The organism is Streptomyces sp. NPDC055966 (genome assembly GCF_042269865.1).
In the GTDB taxonomy this organism is placed as follows: Bacteria; Actinomycetota; Actinomycetes; order Streptomycetales; family Streptomycetaceae; genus Streptomyces.
In genome coordinates this window covers 261451-278141 of the sequence record NZ_JBHJYK010000002.1, presented here as the reverse complement: position 1 = coordinate 278141, position 16691 = coordinate 261451, and the positions used below count along the sequence as shown (strand labels likewise).

General features: G+C 74.9%; 17 protein-coding genes. 5 read left to right on the top strand and 12 right to left on the bottom strand.

The features are described from left to right. The first annotated feature begins 34 nt into the window (after positions 1-34). Positions 35-322: a hypothetical protein gene (locus ACFC8N_RS05575; RefSeq protein ID WP_356021735.1), complete on the top strand. Its 288-nt coding sequence runs from the start codon at positions 35-37 to the stop codon at positions 320-322. Here the strand turns inward: ACFC8N_RS05575 and ACFC8N_RS05570 are convergent. After that, positions 319-1734 (bottom strand): FAD-dependent oxidoreductase, encoded by a 1416-nt coding sequence (locus tag ACFC8N_RS05570; protein WP_376286688.1) that lies wholly within the window; start codon positions 1732-1734, stop codon positions 319-321. The genes ACFC8N_RS05575 and ACFC8N_RS05570 overlap by 4 nt on opposite strands. Before the next feature lie 27 nt (positions 1735-1761). Beyond that, on the bottom strand, positions 1762-2763 hold the full coding sequence (locus ACFC8N_RS05565) for a DUF4349 domain-containing protein (RefSeq protein ID WP_376286685.1): 1002 nt from the start codon (positions 2761-2763) through the stop codon (positions 1762-1764). A 191-nt stretch (positions 2764-2954) separates the two neighbouring features. Between ACFC8N_RS05565 and hemG the strand changes: the two genes are divergently transcribed. Both hemG and hemQ read left to right on the top strand, forming a co-directional pair. Continuing rightward, positions 2955-4409, top strand: coding sequence for a protoporphyrinogen oxidase (gene hemG / locus ACFC8N_RS05560; RefSeq protein ID WP_362821119.1), 1455 nt, complete (start codon positions 2955-2957; stop codon positions 4407-4409). Between the two features lie 5 nt (positions 4410-4414). Beyond that, entirely contained in the window at positions 4415-5146 is a 732-nt protein-coding gene (gene hemQ, locus ACFC8N_RS05555) for a hydrogen peroxide-dependent heme synthase (protein WP_071373478.1), read from the top strand. Here hemQ and ACFC8N_RS05550 read toward each other — a convergent pair. The 7 genes from ACFC8N_RS05550 to ACFC8N_RS05520 all read right to left on the bottom strand — a co-directional run bounded on the left by ACFC8N_RS05550 (position 5143) and on the right by ACFC8N_RS05520 (position 12384). Continuing rightward, positions 5143-6795, bottom strand: a complete 1653-nt coding sequence (locus ACFC8N_RS05550) for an alpha/beta hydrolase (protein WP_362821120.1) — start codon at positions 6793-6795, stop codon at positions 5143-5145. The two genes, hemQ and ACFC8N_RS05550, sit on opposite strands and share 4 nt — an antisense overlap. A 150-nt stretch (positions 6796-6945) precedes the next feature. After that, entirely contained in the window at positions 6946-7731 is a 786-nt protein-coding gene (locus tag ACFC8N_RS05545) for a TIGR04222 domain-containing membrane protein (protein ID WP_376286680.1), read from the bottom strand. A 103-nt stretch (positions 7732-7834) separates the two neighbouring features. After that, positions 7835-8593: a DUF4142 domain-containing protein gene (locus ACFC8N_RS05540; protein WP_376286677.1), complete on the bottom strand. Its 759-nt coding sequence runs from the start codon at positions 8591-8593 to the stop codon at positions 7835-7837. A 251-nt stretch (positions 8594-8844) separates the two neighbouring features. Beyond that, positions 8845-10230 carry a DUF692 domain-containing protein gene (locus ACFC8N_RS05535; protein ID WP_376287114.1) on the bottom strand — a complete coding sequence of 462 codons (1386 nt, stop codon included), beginning with the start codon at positions 10228-10230 and terminating at the stop codon, positions 8845-8847. A 125-nt stretch (positions 10231-10355) separates the two neighbouring features. Continuing rightward, entirely contained in the window at positions 10356-10964 is a 609-nt protein-coding gene (locus ACFC8N_RS05530; RefSeq protein ID WP_376286675.1) for a TIGR03086 family metal-binding protein, read from the bottom strand. 77 nt (positions 10965-11041) lie between these two features. After that, a complete protein-coding gene (locus ACFC8N_RS05525) occupies positions 11042-11680 on the bottom strand; it encodes a TetR family transcriptional regulator C-terminal domain-containing protein (protein WP_362821124.1) in 639 nt (212 codons plus the stop codon). A gap of 14 nt (positions 11681-11694) precedes the next feature. After that, complete coding sequence (locus ACFC8N_RS05520; RefSeq protein ID WP_356021966.1) at positions 11695-12384, bottom strand: peptidyl-tRNA hydrolase; 690 nt, start codon at positions 12382-12384, stop codon at positions 11695-11697. Between the two features lie 110 nt (positions 12385-12494). Here ACFC8N_RS05520 and ACFC8N_RS05515 point away from each other — a divergent pair, with 110 nt between their 5' ends. Next, positions 12495-13397: an ATP-binding cassette domain-containing protein gene (locus ACFC8N_RS05515; protein ID WP_376286671.1), complete on the top strand. Its 903-nt coding sequence runs from the start codon at positions 12495-12497 to the stop codon at positions 13395-13397. Beyond that, positions 13394-14065 carry an ABC transporter gene (locus ACFC8N_RS05510; protein ID WP_356021754.1) on the top strand — a complete coding sequence of 224 codons (672 nt, stop codon included), beginning with the start codon at positions 13394-13396 and terminating at the stop codon, positions 14063-14065. Before ACFC8N_RS05515 ends, ACFC8N_RS05510 begins: the two co-directional genes overlap by 4 nt. Here the strand turns inward: ACFC8N_RS05510 and ACFC8N_RS05505 are convergent. The 3 genes from ACFC8N_RS05505 to ACFC8N_RS05495 all read right to left on the bottom strand — a co-directional run bounded on the left by ACFC8N_RS05505 (position 14057) and on the right by ACFC8N_RS05495 (position 16543). Beyond that, positions 14057-14914 (bottom strand): polysaccharide deacetylase family protein, encoded by an 858-nt coding sequence (locus ACFC8N_RS05505; RefSeq protein ID WP_376286668.1) that lies wholly within the window; start codon positions 14912-14914, stop codon positions 14057-14059. The genes ACFC8N_RS05510 and ACFC8N_RS05505 overlap by 9 nt on opposite strands. Positions 14915-14994: 80 nt before the next feature. Next, positions 14995-15567 carry a YbhB/YbcL family Raf kinase inhibitor-like protein gene (locus tag ACFC8N_RS05500; protein WP_376286666.1) on the bottom strand — a complete coding sequence of 191 codons (573 nt, stop codon included), beginning with the start codon at positions 15565-15567 and terminating at the stop codon, positions 14995-14997. A 10-nt stretch (positions 15568-15577) separates the two neighbouring features. After that, positions 15578-16543: a slipin family protein gene (locus ACFC8N_RS05495; protein WP_376286663.1), complete on the bottom strand. Its 966-nt coding sequence runs from the start codon at positions 16541-16543 to the stop codon at positions 15578-15580. Positions 16544-16691: the final 148 nt, after the last annotated feature.

Here is a 16691-nt window from a genome sequence, read left to right as displayed (position 1 = left end):
GCGTATCTGTTCTCAACCGACGTGAGGACAGGCGATGACGAACGCTCCGCAGGTATCGGCGATGCATGCTCTGCCCGACGGTGAGGCGGAGATCTCCCTCGTGGTGCGGCTGCCCTGGGAGGACGTGGCACGGCTCGGCCAGGAGGCCGGGCGGCTGGCCGCGCAGACGGGGCGGCCGGTGACGCTGGACGAGGCGGTCGGCCACCGCCTGCGCTCCACCCGGCCCGCGGCCACCCACGCGCGGCCCGCGGGCGAGCAGCCGGCCGCCGTCTCCGCCGGCGCGTCCGTGGCCTCGCTGCCGAGGATCAGCGGGACGGCCTAGGACACCGCACCCGCCGCGGCGGCGGCCCGCACCCTTGCCGTCGCCTTTCTCGCCGCCACCAGGACCGGGTCCCACACCGGTGAGAAGGGCGGGGCGTAGCCCAGGTCCAGGGCCGTCATCTGCTCCACCGTCATCCGCGCGGTCAGCGCGACCGCCGCGATGTCGACCCGCTTCGCCGCCCCTTCCCTGCCGACGATCTGGACGCCCAGCAGCCGGCCCGTGCGGTGTTCGGCGAGCATCTTGACCGTCATGGGGGCGGCGCCGGGGTAGTAGCCGGCGCGGTTGGTGGACTCGATGGTGACGGTCTCGTAGCGCAGGCCCACCCGGTCGGCGTCCTTCTCGCGCAGGCCGGTGCGGGCGATCTCCAGGTCGCACACCTTGCTGACCGCCGTGCCGACGACCCCCGGGAACGTGGCGTAGCCGCCACCGGCGTTCGTGCCGATGACCTGGCCGTGCTTGTTGGCGTGGGTGCCGAGCGGGGCGTACTGCTCCTGGCCGGAGACCAGGTTCAGCACCTCCACGCAGTCGCCGCCCGCCCAGATGTCCTCGTGGCCGCGCACCCGCATCCCGAGGTCGGTGAGCAGGCCGCCGTGCGCGCCGAGCGGGAGACCGGCGGCGTGGGCGAGCGCGGTCTCCGGGCGGACGCCGATGCCGAGGACCACCACGTCCGCCGGGTACTCGGCGTGCGCCGTGGCCACCGCGCGCGCGTGGCCGTCGTCCCCGGTGCGGATCCCGGTGACCTCGGCGTCGTTCACCATGGTGATGCCGAGGCCCTCCATGGCCTTGTGCACCAGACGGCCCATGTCCGCGTCGAGCGTCGACATGGGTTCCCTGCCGCGGTTGACGACGGTCACCTCGAAGCCGCGGTTGATCAGCGCCTCGGCCATCTCCACGCCGATGTAGCCCGCGCCCACGACCACGGCCCTGCGGCCACGCGCGCGTGCCAGAGTCTCCAGCAGGGCCTGGCCGTCGTCCAGGGTCTGCACGCCGTGCACCCCGGGAGCGTCCGCGCCGGGCAGGTCGGGGCGGACCGGGCGGGCGCCCGTGGCGATGACGAGCTTGTCGTACGCCGTCCAGGACTCGGCGCCGGAATCGACGTCGCGCGCGCGTACCCGCCGCCCGGCCACATCGATGTCCGTGACCTCCGTGCGCAGCCGCAGATCGATGTCGCGCGCGCGGTGCTCCTCGGGAGTGCGGGCGATCAGGTCGTCCCGCTCGGGGACGTCACCGCCCACCCAGTAGGGGATGCCGCACGCCGAGAAGGAGGTGAAGTGGCCCCGCTCGAAGGCCACGATCTCCAGCTCGCCGGGCCCTTTCAGCCGGCGTGCCTGGGACGCCGCGGACATGCCCGCGGCGTCACCGCCGATCACGACCAGCCGTTCCGTGCCGCCCCGCCCATCGCTCATGGTCATGGGAACACGCTACGGGGCCGCGTCAGTTCAGTCCCGGCCGGTCCCGCGCGCGTCAGGGCCGGAGTCCGGGTCCGGTACCGGGCGCGTGGACGGCAGCGGGCCCAGCGCCGTCGGCACGGGAACGGGCGCGGGCTTCGCGCGGCGCGGCAGCCGGGGCCGTACGACCCGCAGCCACACCAGTGCCGTGAGGGCCGCGCAGGCCGCGAACGGCAGGGCGGCGCCGAGCGCGAGGGCGATCCAGCGCAGCATCGTGACGAACACGTGCCAGCCGCCGGACACGGCGTCCACGACGCCCGGAGAGCGGTCCGGGGCGGCCTTGCGCACGGGCTTCTCGGACAGCGACAGGGTGACGGTCGCGAGGCTCGTGCGGTCCTTCAGGGACGCCTGCTGCGCCAGCAGGGCCTCCAGATCGGCCTCGCGGCTGTTCAACTCGCCCTCCAGGGACACGACATCGCTCAGCCTGTCCGCCCGGCCCATCAGCGCCCGGACCCGGTCCACGCCGGCCCGCTGCGACCGCACCCGGCTGTCCACGTCCACGACCTGGTCGGTGACGTCGACCGCCTTCGCGGTGCGCTCGACGAGCCTGCCGGTGCCCTGGAGAGCGGCGAGGACCTCGTCGTACCGCGCGTTCGGCACCCGCAGGACGACCCGGGTCCGCTCGTGGCCGTCGGCGTCCCGGTCGGTGTTCTCCTCGCCGACGAAGCCGCCCGCGCCCTCGGCGGTCGACCGGGCCGCGGCCAGGGCCCTGGCGGCGTCCTTGACCTCGACGGTCAGGGAGGCGGTGCGGACGACGGCGTCCGGAGCGAGGCTCGGCGTCCGGCGAGCGGACCCCGTGGCGCCCGAGGTGCCCTTGCCGGACGCGCCGTTGACGCCCGTGACCGGCCGCCGGGCCGCGTCGCCCGCGGCGGACTTCGCCGAGGCGTTGCCCTGGTCTGCGGCGGCGCCGCAGCCGGCGAGGGCGAGACAGGCGGCGAGCAGCAGCCCGGCGAGCGGCCGGACGGGGCGGCGTGGGGAACGTGGTGTGCGCATGGGCGGTACCCCCTGGGGACGGCGATCTGCGATGTCTGTGACGGCCCTACGACGGCCGGGCGGGCGCAGACGTTTGACGGCGCGGGTTCCGATGCGGTCACGGTCCGGACGCGTCGCGATCACCGGGGCACGGCGGAGAGGACCTTCGGGCCCTGGCGGGAGTGTCAGAGGGGTCTGAGAGAGTGGAGGGCATGAGCGCAACGGGTACGCGTACGGGGCATGTCGTCGTCATCGGAGCCGGGATCGCCGGGCTGGCCGCCGCCCACCGGCTGCTGGGCCGGGGCGCGCGCGTGACCGTGCTGGAGGCCGCGGACCGGGTCGGCGGCAAGCTGCTGCCCGGCGAGATCGCGGGCGTGCGGGTCGACCTGGGCGCCGAGTCGATGCTCGCCCGCCGCCCCGAGGCGGTGGCCCTCGCGCGCGAGGTCGGGCTCGATGAGCGCCTGCAGCCGCCGGCCACCGCGACCGCCTCGATCTGGACCCGGGGCGCCCTGCGGCCCATGCCCAAGGGCCATGTGATGGGCGTGCCCGGCACCGCCGCCGCCCTCACCGGCGTGCTGTCCGCCGAGGGCCTCGCCCGCATCGGGCGCGACGCCGACCTGCCGCGCACCGAGGTCGGCGACGACGTGGCCGTGGGGGAGTACGTCGCCGCCCGGCTCGGCCGCGAGGTCGTCGACCGCCTCGTCGAGCCCCTGCTCGGCGGGGTCTACGCGGGCGACGCGTACCGCATCTCGATGCGCTCGGCCGTTCCCCAGCTCTTCCAGGCGGCCCGCAGCCACACCTCGCTCACCGAAGGAGTCCGCGAGATCCAGGCCAGGGCGGCCGCCGACCGGCAGACCGGCCCGGTCTTCATGGGCATCGAGGGCGGCGTGGGCACGCTGCCGCTCGCGGTCGCCGACGCCGTCCGCGCGCGCGGCGGCGAGATCCGCACAGGGACGCCCGTGCGCGAGCTGCGCCGGGAGGCCGACGGCGGCTGGCGGGTGGTCGCCGGGGAGCGGGCGCTGCGCGCCGACGCGGTCGTCCTCGCCGTCCCGGCCCCTGCGGCCGCCGGGCTGCTGGGCGCCGAGTCCCCGGCGGCCGCCGCCGAACTGCGCTCGATCGAGTACGCGTCGATGGCCCTGGTCACGCTCGCCTACCGGCGCGCCGGACTGAGGCTCCCCGAGGGCAGCGGCTTCCTGGTCCCGCCGGTCGACGGCCGCACCATCAAGGCGTCCACGTTCGCCTCCCACAAGTGGGGCTGGATCGCGAAGGAGGACCCGGACGTGGTCGTGCTGCGCACGTCCGTGGGCCGGTACGGCGAGACGGAGATCCTCCAGCGCGACGACGCCGCCCTGGTCGAGGTCTCCCGGCACGACTTGCGCGAGGCCACCGGCCTGGACGCCGAACCCCTCCGGACCCGGGTCACCCGCTGGACCGACGGCCTGCCGCAGTACCCGGTCGGGCACCACGCGCGCGTGGCCCGCATCCGCGAGCACGTGGCGAAGCTGCCGGGCCTCGCGGTGTGCGGCGCGCCGTACGACGGCGTCGGCATCCCGGCCTGCATCGCGAGCGCCCATGCCGCCGTCGACCGGCTCGGCGGCGATCCGACCGGAATCCGGGAGCTGGCGGCCAACCCGGTGCAAAGCCTCCACGGCGGAGCGGGAGAATAGGAACCATGAGCGACGACGCCCCCACCACCGAGCCCGGCAGGATCCCGAACAAGGGCAAGCTGGCCAAGGACCTCAACGAGGTCATCCGTTACACCCTGTGGTCGGTCTTCAAGCTGAAGGACGTGCTGCCCGAGGACCGCGCGGGTTACGCCGACGAGGTCCAGGAGCTGTTCGACCAGCTCGCCGCCAAGGACGTCACGGTCCGCGGCACCTACGACGTCTCCGGCCTGCGCGCCGACGCCGACCTCATGATCTGGTGGCACGCCGAGACCAGCGACCAGCTCCAGGAGGCGTACAACCTCTTCCGGCGCACGAAGCTCGGCCGCGCCCTGGAGCCCGTGTGGTCCAACATGGCGCTGCACCGCCCGGCCGAGTTCAACCGCTCGCACATCCCGGCGTTCCTCGCCGACGAGACGCCGCGCAACTACGTGAGCGTCTACCCCTTCGTGCGCTCCTACGACTGGTACCTGCTGCCCGACGAGGACCGTCGCCGCATGCTCGCCGACCACGGCAAGATGGCCCGCGGCTACCCCGACGTGCGCGCCAACACGGTCGCCTCGTTCTCCCTCGGCGACTACGAGTGGGTCCTGGCCTTCGAGGCCGACGAGCTGTACCGCATCGTCGACCTCATGCGCCACCTGCGCGGCTCCGAGGCCCGCCGGCACGTCCGCGAGGAGATCCCGTTCTACACGGGCCGCCGCAAGGACGTCGCGGACCTGGTGGCGGGCCTGGCCTAACCCCGCGGGGACTTCGTGCCCTTGCCGGCCGAAGCGGTCGGCCGGGGCTCCTGGTGCGGTGCGCACGACGCGTGCCGCCCCGGGACCCGGCCGTTGAGCAGGTACGCCCAGAAGTGGCCGTTGACGCACGCGTTGGCGCCGCCCGCGATGCCGTGGGTGCCCGCGTCCCGCTCGGTCACCAGGACCGAACCGGCCAGCCGCCGGTTCATCTCCAGCGCCCCCGTGTACGGCGCCGCCGCGTCCCGCTCGGCCGCCAGGATCAGCACCGGCGGCAGCTCACCGGGCCGGGTCCGCACGTCCAGCGGCTTCTGCCGCGGCGCCGGCCAGTAGGCGCACGGCAGGTTCATCCACGCGTTGTCCCAGGTCTCGAACGGCGCCACGCGGGCGAGCCGGGTGTTGTCCCGGTCCCATGTCTTCCAGTCCGTCGGCCAGGGGGCGTCGTTGCACTCCACCGCCGTGTACACCGCGTTGCTGTTCTCCGCCGCCGCCCGCGCGGCCGGGTCCGGCCCCGCCGCGGCCAGCCGGACCAGCGGCTTCGGGTCGCCCTTGAGATAGGCCGAGAGCGCGGCCGCCCGGCTCGGCCAGTCGTCGTCGTAGTAGCCGGCGCCCAGGAACGCGTCCTGGAGCTGGCTGGGGCCGACCTTCCCGTCCGCCGCCTTCCGAGCCAGGCGCTCGCGCGCGGTGTCGTAGCCGCGCTGTACCTTCCCGGCGGTGTTCCCGAGCCCGTAGACGTCGTCGTGGCGGGCGATCCAGCCCTTGAAGTCCGCCCAGCGCCGCTCGAACGCGGCCGACTGGTCCAGGTTGGAGCGGTACCAGATGTTCTCCGGATCCGGGTTCACCGGTGCGTCCAGCACCATGCGCCGCAGGTGTGAGGGGAACATCGAGGCGTACAGCGCACCGAAGTACGTGCCGTACGACGCCCCCACGAACGTCAGCCGGTCCTCGCCCAGCGCGGCCCGCAGGACGTCCAGGTCACGGGCGTTGTTCAGCGAGGTGTAGTGGCGCAGCCCGCTGCCGGAGCGCCGGGCGCAGCCGCGCGCGTACGCCTTCGCCCGGGCGATCCGCTCCCGCTTGTAGGCCGCCGACGGATGCACCGGCGCCGCGCCGGGCGCCGTGGCGAGGCGCCGGGGGTCCTCGCAGGACAGCGGCGCCGAGCGGCCCACACCGCGCGGGGCGTAGCCGACGAGGTCGTACGCGGCGGCGACCTGCTTCCACTGCGGGACGGCGCCGATCAGCGGGAAGACCATGCTGGAGGCGCCGGGGCCGCCCGGGTTGTAGACGAGGGCGCCCTGCCGGGGTACCCGCCGCTCGCTGTCGCGCGGGTCCTTCTGCGTCGCCTCGGCCCGGCTGACGGTCAGCTTGATCTGCGGCCCGTCCGGGCGGGCGTAGTCGAGCGGGACGCTCACCGTGCCGCACCGCACGGAGCCCGCCGCCGCGGGGATGTCGGCGCGCGAGCACGCGCCGAAGTCGATGCCCCGCGCGCGGGCGCGGGCCGCGGCCACGGCGGTGCCGCGCAGCTCGGCCGCGCCGGGCACACCGGGCGCGCCGGGCAGAGCGCGCCCGGCGTCGAGAGCGTGTCCCGCCGGGGCGGCGGCCAGGGTGGTCAGGAGCAAGGACCCGGCGGCCGAGTACAGGGCGGCAGCTCTCATCGCGTATCCCTTCGGTGCGGCGACGGCGATGGCACGACTGCCACGCCCCGGCGACATCACAAGGGATGTTTCGTTCGGCCGTGGGGGAAGGCAAGCACCATCGGGCCGGTGTCGGCCCCAATGCCCCCGATGCGCCCCCTGCAGCCGCCCTCACTCCCGCCAGGGCTGGTCGCGATGGGTGAAGGCCGCGCGCAGTTCCGGCTCGCCGATCGCCCGGATCCCGCGCACGGCGACGGAGGTGAGGAACGACCGCTCGTCCCCGGCCGGCCTGCGGGTCAGGCCGTCCAGCAGCCGCAGCCCGGCGGGCGAGGCCCAGCGGGAGTACGGCTGCACCTCGAACCGGGTGATGGCGAGGCAGCTCAGGGAGAGCATGAGCGGCAGGGCGAACCACAGGCCGACCAGCAGCCGCGGGGTCCCGGTGGGCAGGGGCAGCAGCAGCGCGCTCACGCCGAGCGCCGCCACGGCCAGCGCGCCCGCCCGTACCTGGCGCACGGCCGCCGCGACGGTCGTGCCGGCACCGTCGGGGACGGCGAGCCCGGCGCGTTCCAGCCGGTCGGCGAGCCGCCGTACGGCCTCGGCACCGGCCGCGCGGGCCCGTACGGGCTGGATCCGGGACTGGCCCTGCGGCCCGATGGCCCCGATGACGGACTGCTCGATCTCGTCGTGCCCCCGCGGGTCCACCACCGTGGCCCAGCCGGTGTGCGCGAGCAGCAGGCGCCGCTGCCGGGCCATCGAGACCATCGTCACATCGGCGACCCGGGCGGGACCGCCGGAGAGGAAGGCCGCCTCGTACAGCGTCAACGCGTGCGCGCGTTCCTGGTCCACCGCGGCACCGGCCGCGTCCGGTGCCGCCGCGTGTACGGCCGCAAGACACAGCCGGGTGCACGCCGTACCGGCGAAAGCCCAGGCCAGGAGCAGGAGAAGAACCCAGAACATGACAAGTTTCTATGCCGACGGCCTGGGTGAGCGCCATGCCCTTTTCACCATCCGGACGCAGTGTGGCCGGTATGTGACGTTCCGTTCCGGGCGGTCGGCGTGGTCAGGGGGTGCTCGGCCCGGCGGTGGCGGGCGGCAGGGAGTACGACGGGGCCGGCGACGGCGTCAGCGGGACGGCGGTGCTCGGGGCGACCGCCGGCGGGGTCGGCACCGGGGTGGGGGAGGCCGCCAGCTCCCGGGCGAGCGTGGCGAAGTCGACGTACCCCGTCGCCTCCAGGACCTTGATGTGGTCGAGGACGGTCGCGTTGGCGTCGTCGGCGAGATCGCGGACCAGGGAGTTCTGGGTGTCGGCCCGGACCTGGGCGGCCAGCGCGTACACCCGGCCGTGCGCGAGGCGCAGCACGGCGGCGAAGTCGCGGTCGAAGTCCTCGCCCTGCGCGCCGTTCAGGTTCGCGAGCCACTGCTTCTGCTGGGCGTTCGGCTCGTTCGGCAGGGGAACGCCGAGCTGGCCGGCGACCGTGCGGAGGTGCGCGTCCAGCGAGGTGTGCCCGTCGACCAGGTGCTGGCCCGCGGTGCGGACGGCCGTCGTGGTGCCCTTCTGCTCCGCCAGCTCGCCGGCGGGCAGCTCCCAGAGCCCCGCGAGCCGCACCTTGGTGATGAAGTCCTTGTCCTGGGCCGACAGCGGACCGTAGGGGGTGGTGACGGTCTGCGTGCTCAGCGTGCTCGCGTCGGCCGTGTCCTGCCGGTCGGCGTAGGACCAGATCGGGTAGAGCAGTGCCGCCGCGGTGGTCGCGAGTGCCGCGATGACCAGCCCGGTGCCGCTGAATATGCCTCGGCCCTTGATCGGGGGTCGGGGTCGCATGGCGCCTCCTGTAGCGCACCGCACGCGTGTGCAGGGGGGATGTGGTGCGGCTTGGCATATTACTGGCGCCGGTTCTCTGCGGGGCCTGGGCGAGGTGCGCGCATGATCGCCGTTTCCGTGCGGTGCGTCGGCGACCGCCGGCACGTTGTGGCTGGTCGCGGCCACGCGGCGGAGCCGCACATGAGTACGGCCCCGTGCCTCTTTGGGGCGCTTGCACCGGGTCGGTACCGGTGAGCGACCTCACTTCCCGCTCAGCCCCGGTGGCCCGGCAGCACCTTCCGGGCCATCCGGGCCACCCGCCCGCCGGGCCGCCTCGGCGCCGGCCCCGACCGGTCCAGCCACCACTCCCGCAGCTCCCGGCGCGCCCCCGCCTCCCGCGGGCGGCCGGCGTGCAGCAGGTGGCCGGCGAAGGTCAGGGCGTCTCGGCGGTACCCCCCGCTCATCGGCTGCTCGCGCGCGTACTCCAGGAACAGCTCCCGGTACCCCGCGCCGAGGATCACCGGCAGCTCCGGAGCCACCTTCGCCACCACGTCGGCCCGCTTCGCCGCGAGGGCCCGGGCCTGGACCCGCATCCGGGCCCGGTCGAACCCCTCCGGCACCGGTGTCCCCGCCACCAGCGAGGACAGCACGGCGGCCTGGGCGACGCCGACCCGCTCACGCGCGGCCTCCACGGGCCGCGCGAGCACGGCGACGCCGCCTCCGTCCGCCCGCGCGGCACCGGCGGCGGCGCTGCCCGTACCGCCGGCGTCACCCGCGCCCGAGGTGGGGGCACCGGTGGCGGCCCCCGTGCCGCCACCGGTGCCGGCTCGTTCCCGCCCGGCCGTCACCGCGTCCCGGATCAGGGTCAACTCCCTTTCCAGTTCGGTCGGTTCGGGGAAGTTCTCGTCGCGCTCCAGCAGCACTCCGGGCGGCGTGGTCCGGGCGGCGAGCTCGGTCAGGATGTCCAGGACCGGGCGCGGCACGGGGTGGGCGTGGCTGTCGTGCCACACCCCGTCGCGCTCGAAGCCGCCCGCGACATGGACGTAGGCGAGCGCCTCCAGCGGCAGACCGGCCAGCGCCCGGACCGGGTCCTCGCCCCGGTTGACGTGGTTGGTGTGCAGGTTGGCCACATCGATCAGCAGCCGTACGCCGGTGCGCTCGACCAGCTCGGACAGGAACTGCGCCTCGGTCAGCTCCTCGCCCGGCCAGGAGAACAGCGCGGCGATGTTCTCCAGCGCCAGCGGCACCGGCAGGGCGTCCTGCGCGATGCGGACGTTCTCGCACAGCACGTCCAGGGCGTCCCGGGTGCGCGGCACCGGCAGCAGGTGCCCGGCCTCCAGCAGGGGGGACGCGGTGAGCGCCCCGCCCGCCCGCACGAACGCGATGTGCTCGGTGACCAGCGGGGAACCGAGGGCCTCCGCCCGCTCCGCCAGCGCCGTCAGCCGCCCCTCGTCCGGGCGGTCGGCATCGCCGAGCCCCAGGGAGACCCCGTGCGGGATCACGGTCACGCCGCGCTCGCGCAGCCGCAGCAGCGACTGAGGGAGGTGCCCCGGGCAGACGTTCTCCGCCACGACCTCCACCCAGTCGATCCCCGGCATCCGCTCCACGGCGTCCGCGATCTCCGGCCGCCAGCCGATCCCCGCGCCCAGCCGCCCCATGGCCCTTCCCCGCATGACCCCTCCCCTCGTGTCCCGTCGTGTCCCCTCGTGCGAATGACGGAGGTATCGCCCCGGCGGGCGGTGCCGAATCCCCTTCCCGTCGCGTTCAGAGCAACATTTGAGGTTCAGCCCCGCACGGGCCACCGCTCGGGGCCGCGGCCCAGCACGCGCAGGATCTCCTCCAGCGTGCCGGAGCCCTCGGCCACCGTCAGGGGCGGGGCGAACGCGAAGCCGGGGCCGCGCCGGGCGGGGTCGGCCGGTACCGCGCGGGCCACGGCGCGGGCGGCGGCGAGGACGTGTGCGGGGAACCGCACGGGGATGCCGAGGGTGGCCGCCACGTCCCAGGCGTGGACGACGTAGTCGATGAAGTGGAAGCTGACCGCTCGGTCGCCGGGGAAGTCGCCGCCCAGCTCCGGCAGGGTGAACTCCCGTCCCTGCACGCCCGGTTCGGCGAACGCCGCGAGCACCGAGGCGGCGGCCGAGCGGTGGGTCCGGGCGGGCTCGCTCATGTCCTCGGGGTCCCGCCAGTGCTCCGGCCGCCGCCCCGCGCCGCGCGCCGCGGCGGCGAACCCGAAGTGCTGTGCGGTCATGTGGGCGACGAGCCGGCGCAGGTCCCAGCCGGCGCAGGGGGTGTCCCGCGTCCAGTCCGCGGGCGTGGCCAGGTCCACCACGCGCACGGCCTCCTGGACGGCGATCCGGTCGAGTTCCACGAAGTCCGTTCCGGTCACAGTCATGGCCCGAGCATAAAACAAAGCGAACGGTCGTGCTCTTTTTTCGGGAAACCCGGTCCGGGCTCCAGCCGGGTGCCGGATCACGGGACTTGAGGGAGCGGGACGCCGTCCACGGCCGCATCCCGCAGCCGCGCCGCGACGGCCACCCGCGCCCTGCGGTACACGCTCTCCTCGTCGTGCAGGACGGACAGGGCGTTCGCCGTCTCCAGCAACGCCACGACTTCGAAGGCGAGTTGCGGGACGTCCGTGTCCGCGCGCAGCTCACCCGCCGTACGGGCCTCGTCGATCGTGCGCTCCACGTGCGCCGACCAGTCGCGCTGGGCGCGGACCGCGGCGTCGTGCAGCGGCCCGGTCCGGGCGTCGTACTCGGCCATGACGCCGTAGAAGAAGCAGCCGCCGGGGAACACCCGGCCGCGTGAGTACTCCAGCCACAGCTCGCACAGCCGCCACACGCGCCCCACCCCGGCCGGGGTCTGCGCCGCGGGCCGGAGCACCCGCTCGGTGAAGATCCGCGCGGCCTCCCGCACGGTGGCCAGCTGAAGCTCCTGCTTGGAGCCGAACAGCGCGAACACCCCGCTCTTGCTCAGCTCCAGCTCGGTGGCGAGCCGTCCGACGGTGAGCGCCTCCAGGCCCTCCACCGAGGCGATCTCCACCGTGCGGCGCAGCACCAACTGCCGGGTGCGGTTGCCCCGTTCGACCCGGCCGTCGACCCGCGTCATCGCGCCGGCCCCTGCTAGCGCAGTGCCGGGTGATCGGCGACGACCGTGCACGAGCCCGGCGCGATCTCGGTGAAGCCGGCGTCACGCACCACCGGCAGCCCGCTGCCGGTCAGCCGCGTCCAGTCGGTCGGGCCGGCGGTGCGGACGGCGAGCGCGAAGCCCGTGTCCCGCCAGGCCGCGCGCTCCGCCTCCGGCAGCGCCCACCAGGCCAGTTGCGCGCCATGCCCGGCCTGGGCCATGGCCTTGCCGGCGGACATCTCCAGCTCCGGGTTGAGCCACAGCACGGGCTGGGCCGGATCGGGCGCGGCGGGCGGCTCAGGGTCGTCCAGCTCGGTGCCGGACACCTGGAGTCTGGCCAGGTCCTTGGGCCAGCCGTCGAGCGGGACCGGCGGGAACACCCGTACCTCGGCCGACTTGCCGGTCACCGTGATCCCGGGCAGCGCCTCGGCCCGCCGCCACTCGGCCCCGCGGGCCCGCCGGACCACCTTGCGGATCCGCGCGTCCTCCCAGTCGCGTACCGCCTCGGCCCACGCGCCGTCGCCGTGCGCCCGCTCGTCCCCGAGCAGCACGAGCACGGCACGGGCGGCCGTCTCCAGCGCGTCGGTGCGGGCGGGCGGCGCGGCGCGCTCCAGCCGTACGACGAGGGGGAGGACGAACTGGGGCGCTTCGTCACGCGTGTCGGTCGCGGGCTCGGTCGGGGGCATGGCATCAGGGCTCACAACAGCCCACCTTAAACGGCACACGGCACGGCGTGACCGGCCCACGGACCGGACAGGGCAGCGGTCCCCGCGGCACGACCGACCACAATGGCCGCATGCAATGTGCCTTACGACTGTCCGCCGTAGGCCGCCGCTACGGCATCCGCGGCCCCTGGGTGCTACGAGGCGTCGACCTCACCATCGCGCCCGGCACCCTCACCCGCATAGAAGGAGCGAACGGCACCGGAAAGTCCACCCTCCTGCGTCTCCTCGCCCGCCTGGACGCGCCGACCGAGGGCCGCGTCACCGGCCGCCCGCGCACGGCGTACGTCCCCGAACGCTTCCCCTCGGCGCTCCCCTTCACCCCCCTCGGCTACCTCACCCACCTCGGCACGGTGCACGGCCTGAGCCGCGCGACGGCACGGCACGCCGCACGCACCTGGCTGGAGCGGTTCGGCGCCGGCGGCCACGCCGACACCCCGATGGCGCGGCTGTCCAAGGGAAGCAGCCAGAAGGTCGCCGTCGCCCAGTCCCTGCTCGGCGAGCCGGAGCTGCTGGTGCTGGACGAGGCCTGGACCGGGCTGGACGCGGCGGCGCGGGCCGAGCTGGAGCGGGCCGTGGCCGAGCGTACCGCCGCCGGGGGCGCCGTGGTGTTCGTCGACCACGACCCGCGCCGGCTGGCCGGAACACCGGACGCGACGTACACCGTGCTCGACGGCGCGCTCAAGCCCCGTACGGGCGGCGGGAGTTCACCGGCCGGGCCGCTCGCCCTGATCGTCGCGCAGGGGCCGGCCGGCGGGGCGCTGCCGCCCGAGGCGGCACGGACCGGCGCCACCGCCGAGGAGACGGTTCCCGGCGGCTACCGCCTCACCGTCCCCGCCTCCCACTCGGACATCCTGCTGCGCGCCCTGCTCACGGCCCGCCCGCCCTGGCACGTCGTGCGGGTCACCCCGCCCCCGGACCACGCACCGGCCCCCGACGGCCTCGCGCCACCCCCCGATCCAGGAAGCCGCCCATGACCGCACTCCTGCGCTACCAGCTGGACCTGCTGGTGCGCTCCCAGCGCTGGCTGCCGCCGGTGCTCCTCTACGCCGCGTACCTAGGAATCGGCGTGCAGAGCGGCCAGCCCGTCCTCGACTCGCTCGGCTACACGGCCGGCGGTCTGCTGCCGGTCGCGGCCTGGCTGGTGCGGATCTGTGCCACCGGCGAGCCGGACGCGGCCCGCGCCTGTGCCGCCGCCGCGCGCGGCCCCGCCCGCGCCCACCTCGCCGCCCTGCTGACCGCGCTGCTCACGGCGGCGGCGCTCGGGGTGGTGGCGACCTCGGTGGTGACGCTGATCAGCGCCCCGGCGGACAACGGCCACCAGATACGCGTACCCCTGCTGAGGGCGGCCGCGGCCGGACTGCCGGCCACGCTCGCCTGCGCTCTGATCGGCGCGGCCGTCGGCGCGCTCACCAACCGGCCGGTGCTGCGCTCCACCGGCCGCGCGGTGCCCGCGATGCTGCTGGGCGCGCTGCTGTCCGTGGTGCTCACCGGCTCCCCGGCGCAGGCCGCGGTGAGCGGTCTGGTCACCGGTTCGCGGACCGGCCGGATCACGGTGCCGCTGCTGCCGCTGGCCGCGGCGCTCCTGCTCGCCGCCGTCGCCTTCGCCACGGCCGCCTGGCTCAGCTCCCGCCGCTCACCCTGACCGGTGCCCGTCGGTCTGCCCGATCAGTTCGGAGACCTTCACGAACCGGTAGCCGCGCCTGCGCAGTTCCGGTACGACCGTGCGGACGGCCCGCTCGGTGGCCGGGGCGGCGCTGCGGGTGCAGTGCATGACGACCACCGAGCCGGGCCGCACCCCGTCCAGCACCTGCCGGGCGACGGCTCCGGCATCCGTCGCGAACGCGTCGCCGCTCACCACGTCCCACTGCACCGCCGTCACCCCGAGCCCGCTCAGCGCGCGCAGCGACCGCTCGTCGTGACAGCCGCCGGGGAAGCGGAAGTACGGCATCGGGTGCGCCACGCCCGCCTTCTTCAGGGAGGCGTACGCGTGCTCCACGTCCGCGCGCATCCGGTCGGCCGGCAGGGCCGGCAAGCCGTGGCAGTCGGCGGTGAACGCGTCGTGGCCGTAGGAGTGGTTGGCGACCTCGAAACGCGGGTCGCGGCCGAGAGCGCGGGCCTGCGCCGGGTACTTCTCGGCCCACCGGCCGGTCATGAAGACGGTCGCCGGCACCTTCAGCGCGCGCAGGGCGCTGATGAGTCCGGGGTTGTCGAAGTGCTCGCCGGCGGCCGCGCGGCGCTCCTCGTCGGCGGTCATGTCGGCGTCGAAGGTCAGCGCGACCGCCTTGCCCCGCGTGCGCGGGCCGTGCTCGAAGACCGGGGTCAGCCCGCCGGGCCCCGGCGCGAGCACGGGCGGCCGTACGACGGGAGGGATGATGGAGACGGGTACGGCGGACCTGCCCGGGCCCTGACGGCCACCGCCCGCACCGCCGCAGGCGGCGAGCGCCGCGCCCAGGACACAGACCGCGGTGATCCGGCATGCTCGCGCGATCATCATGCGAACGTACGGGTAGATCTTCGCTTGTATGCCGAAATGCCGGACGGCGCGGCGGCACGGTCACCCGGTCGGCGGGCTCAGCGGCCGTAGCGGCCGGTGAGGGTTCCCTCGGCGAGCGTGTGGCCGGTCAGGGCCTTCTGGAGGTCGGCCGGGGCGGCGTCCGGGGAAAGTGCCGGGCGGCGGTCGGTGGCGTACACCGTGAGGACGTAGCGGTGCGGGCGCTCGCCGCGGGGCGGGCAGGGGCCGCCGTAGCCGGCCCTCCCGAAGCCGTTGCGGCCCTGCGTCGCGCCCGGCGGGCGCTCCCCCGCGGCGAGACGCGCGGTGCCGCGCCCGATGCCCCACGCCAGCCAGTGCGTGAACGTGCCGTGCGGGGCGTCCAGGTCCTGTAGGACCAGGGCAAGGGACGCCGTGCGGGCGGGTACGCCGGTGACGGCGAGCGGCGGGGAGATGTCGGCTCCGTCGCAGGTGAAGCGGCGCGGGATCGTGCCGCCCTCGGCGTACGCGCTGCTCGTGACCGTGATGCGGGCGGCGGCGGGCTTGGGGGAGTGGGTGCCGGCGCCCGGGGCGCTCGTGCGGCCCGCACCGCCGCACCCGGCGACGCAGCCCAGCACGGCCGCCAGGACCGCCGGTGCCACCACGCTCTTACGCATGCCCGGCACGCTAGCCGGACCGTGCCCCGCCGTCACCGTCCGGCGCGCGTGACGCCGTGTCGGCGTCCGGCACGTGCTGCGTACTCCCGCCGTCCAGGGCGCGCTGTGCGTCGGCGCCGTCCGGTGCCCGCAGCGCCCGGTCGCCGTCGGGTGCCCCCACTGCTCTGTCGCCTTCCCGTGTCTGCGGGGCGGTGTCACCGTTCGGCGCCTGCTGCGGGTTGTTGCCCCGCTCCAGGAAGTGCAGCAGCTCCACCGGGATGGGCAGCACCAGCGTGGAGTTCTTCTCGGCCGACACCGCCATCACCGTCTGGAGCAGCCGCAGTTGGAGCGCGGCGGGGGTGTCGGCCATCTGCTGGGCGGCCTCGGCGAGCTTCTTGGAGGCCTGGAGCTCGGCGTCGGCGTTGATGATCCGGGCCCGGCGCTCGCGGTCCGCCTCGGCCTGGCGGGCCATGGACCGCTTCATCGTGTCGGGCAGGGAGACGTCCTTGATCTCGACCCGGTCGACCTGGATGCCCCAGCCGACGGCGGGGCTGTCGATCATCAGCTCCAGCCCCTGGTTGAGCTTCTCGCGGTTGGACAGCAGGTCGTCCAGGTCGCTCTTGCCGATGATCGACCTGAGCGACGTCTGGGCCATCTGCGACACCGCGAACTTGTAGTCCTCGACCTTCACCAGGGCGCTCTCCGGGTCGACCACCCTGAAGTAGACGACCGCGTCCACCCGGACGGTGACGTTGTCGCGGGTGATGCCCTCCTGGGCCGGGATCGGCATCGTCACGATCTGCATGTTGACCTTCTGCAGCCGGTCCACGAAGGGGATGACCAGCGTGAAGCCCGGCGCCCGTGCCTCACCGCTGACGCGCCCGAGCCGGAACAGCACACCGCGTTCGTACTGCTTGACCACCCGGGCCGCCATCGCCAGGTAGACCAGACCGGCGGAACCTGCCGCCGCGATGGCGCCCAGCAGCTCCTGGAGCATGGTGACCTCCTCACGGAGAGGTCTGCTTTTGTCCGCTGCTGTCACCATAAGCCGGTTGGGCCGCTCTGCAAGGGGTACCGGCGGACCGGTGCACTCCGCGAGGACCGGGCCGGGATGCCGAGGGGCGTCGGCATCCCGGCCCGGGGAC